The organism is Variovorax sp. P4_D9 (genome assembly GCF_056401695.1).
On the sequence record NZ_JBFUIU010000973.1, the window covers coordinates 1 to 3056 of the forward strand.

Below are 3056 nucleotides of genomic sequence, written 5' to 3' on the forward strand. Positions count from 1 at the left end.
GCCCAGGGCAACTCGACCACTCGCACGCCATGCTGCGCGCAGCTCACGCGCGCTGCCCGCGCGTGCAGCACCGTCTGGAACTGGCAGCTCTCCATATGCCGCCAACTGCGCTCGGCCTCGTGGTCGTACATGCTGATGTCGCTGCCGCACACAGGACACGCAAAACGGGCACCCGGCGAATGCGCCAGATACACGTCCACACGCACCCGGGGAACGTCCATCTCCACGCGTTGCACCGTCCAATGTTCAACCAGGCCCAGCAGCTGCTGGTACAAATCGATGCTGTCCATCGCTTCGCCCTCCATGAGCAAACCGACCGACAGCATAGCAACTACCCACTCGAAAGTCTGAAAGACCAATTTTCGAGGCACGTTCAGCTTCGCCCACGAACGCTACGCCGATGTACTTGTCCATCCACGCCCAGACGGCAGACGCAGCAGAACGCTGCAGTGACAACGGGGGCGTGTTAGCTACTTTTGGACCTGCGGCGCCGGCGTTGGTCGGTTACTCCGCTGGGGCGCTCATCCTGTTTCGCTCCTGGTCTATCCAGCGCTCGGTTGGACGCTCGGCCACCGATACCCTGCGGCGCCGAGTTTCGAGCTGCCCTGTCCCACGACCATCTTCACGATGGGACTGCTGATGTTCGCCAGGGACCCAGTGCCGTCGTCGGTGGACGTTGTCCCATGGCTGTGGGCCGCAGTGGGCTCAACTGCAGCCATGACACTCGGCGCCTATCAGATTGCCGGCCAGCAGCATTCGCCCCGCCCGCAATCGCTTCTTCGCCGGGTAAGTAGACCCCAGGAGTCTCACCCAGAGTCTCTCGCAGAACCGTGCGTAAACCTCTCAATTTACACGGCTCCCATCATCCAACCTGAGTCCCAACCACACGCCAGTGCTCGAACATCCGCGGGTACGCGTTCTTCATCTTGCTCAGCCACTCGCCACTGCGCCGCTTGTGCCGCCGCAATGACTTGTACTTGCGCTGTGCCCAACGCTCGAGCTTCCGGTCAAGGAACCGAAGGAATTCGCGCAGGGCCGTTGGATAGAACGCTCCGTAGTAGTTCCACCACCCTCGTACGGTCGGGTTGCATTGCGCTGCCAGTTCGGCAAGCGTTTTCGGCGTCTGTTGTGGCAACCGCCAACCGCGCACCGTGTGCCGCATCCGCATCACGGCCGCCGTGCTGACGCCTGGCAGGAAGCTGGTGAATCTCCGGCCTTGCCTGCTGAGCGCCTTTCGCGGACGGAACGTGAAGCCCAGGAATGTGAAGGTCACATTCGGATGAGCTTGCGTACGGTTGCTGTCCTTGCAATACACGATCTTCGACTTTTCGGGATGCATCGTCAGTCCGCACTCAGCCAGCCGTGAGGCAATGGCTTGCATGACTTCTGTCGCCTGCTCTTGACTGCGGCAGTGAACCACCGCGTCGTCAGCATAGCGAGCAAAAGGACATTGCGCGAACGTGCGCTGCATCCAGCAGTCAAACGCATAGTGCATGAACAGGTTCATCAAGAGCGGACTGACCACACCCCCTTGCGGAGTGCCGCGATCCCTTTCCAGGCGGGCACCCTGCGCGGTCTCGAACGGCGCAGTCAGCCACCGCTCGATGTACAGCAGAATCCAGTCTTCCTTGATGTGCGCGCGCACCGCCTTCTCCAAGAGGCCGTGATCGATTTGATCGAAGGCCGCTTTGATATCGAACTCCACCACCCAGTCGTATTGCCAGCACCGTTGTCGGGTCACGGCCACCGCCTGTTTGGCCGATCGCCGCGGCCGATATCCATACGAATCCAGATGGAATAGCGGGTCGAGGATCGGCTCGATGAGAAGTTTGACGACAGTCTGCGCGATGCGGTCAGCGACTGTGGGCACGCCGAGCTTCCGAGTGCCGCCCGTTGCCTTGGGAATTTCTACTTGCTTGACCGGCGGTGGGAAGTAAGACCCAGACGCCATGCGGTTCCACAGCTTGTACAAATTCTTCGACAGGTCCTGCTCGAACATCGCGATGGTCTCATCATCGATGCCGGCAGCACCCTGGTTGGCCTTCACTTGCAGGTACCCTCCCAAACCGTGCGCTTTGCAATGCATTAAGGTTTCGCTGATGTCATGCCACTCATCCCCGGAGGTTGGTGGCCTTCGTCAGCAGGATAATGCTGCCCCTTCGCTCCACCTTCATTACAAAGGCTTCGCCACTACTACGGGCAGCTCCGCCCCTCGTCCTGGCATCGGTATTCTTCCTCATGGTGTTTGCCATTTGTCATTTCCCTTCGCATCCGGAACAAGGTTCTCACGTTCCATACCAAAGCCTGTATTGGGCTCATGCCGCCTCTACGCCGGCTGCCATCGGGTCCGTAATCAGGTATCGCCCCGACTGATCCCGGGGCAGCGAAGTGACCCCGGTTTTGACAGCACCTTAACGATTTAACGACGCATCATCGAACGGTTTGCTTGCGCTCATCTTCCCAACACTTACCTGCCACCGTTCACGGTGACTTTTCCTCGGTCGCTCACCACCACGCCTTTTGAACGCAGCAGCACCGGGCGGTTTGAAGCCTGCTCCTGCAAGCCGGCTTCGGGAGGCCGTCTCCCATCTCTGGTACAGCATCACGAGCTTTCGCCCGTGTTCGTGACACACCCTCGCTCAATCGCTTTTGCACCACGCCAATATTCTCCAGTATTGATCCTGGAGACATAACGCACGATGCGCTTGGCGGTTGTCATGATTTACGGAAATATCAATAGTGAGAATACAGAACAGTAGCTGCCTTGCTGAATGTGTCGCCGTGTCATCGAGCCGCTTCCCCCACTACGAAGAAGCACTTGATGCGGACTTCGTGGCGCTTCAGGGGGTTCGGTCGCAGGACCACGATCCATGGCGTTAAGGCATTTCGAGACGGGTGACCGGATTGCGCTGGATTGATGGAGGTGCCGCCCTTGCGCAGCTCGTGCGGCTCCAGACCAGTCGATCGACCCAACGCAAAGGCATGACGATCCTTTCTATTGCTCGCCTGAACTCAGTTGCGATTGCGAGGACCCGTTCCCTTGGCCCACACAGTTC

Annotated in this window: 2 protein-coding genes and 1 pseudogene; 1 reads left to right on the forward strand and 2 read right to left on the reverse strand. The window is 59.4% G+C overall.

Annotated elements, in window-relative coordinates; translation table 11 throughout:
- Positions 1 to 290, reverse strand: a 290-nt coding sequence (locus AC1DY5_RS49295) for a transposase family protein (protein WP_478121614.1), incomplete at its 3' end; no start/stop codon positions are given.
- Positions 291 to 537: 247 nt separating this feature from the next.
- On the opposite strand from AC1DY5_RS49295, the pseudogene AC1DY5_RS49300 reads away from it, so the two are divergent.
- Positions 538 to 726: pseudogene (locus AC1DY5_RS49300) on the forward strand (DUF6064 family protein); the annotation flags it as partial.
- 136 nt (positions 727 to 862) lie between these two features.
- Here the strand turns inward: AC1DY5_RS49300 and ltrA are convergent.
- Positions 863 to 2047, reverse strand: coding sequence for a group II intron reverse transcriptase/maturase (ltrA, locus tag AC1DY5_RS49305; protein WP_478121615.1), 1185 nt, complete (start codon positions 2045 to 2047; stop codon positions 863 to 865).
- Positions 2048 to 3056 lie beyond the last annotated feature (1009 nt).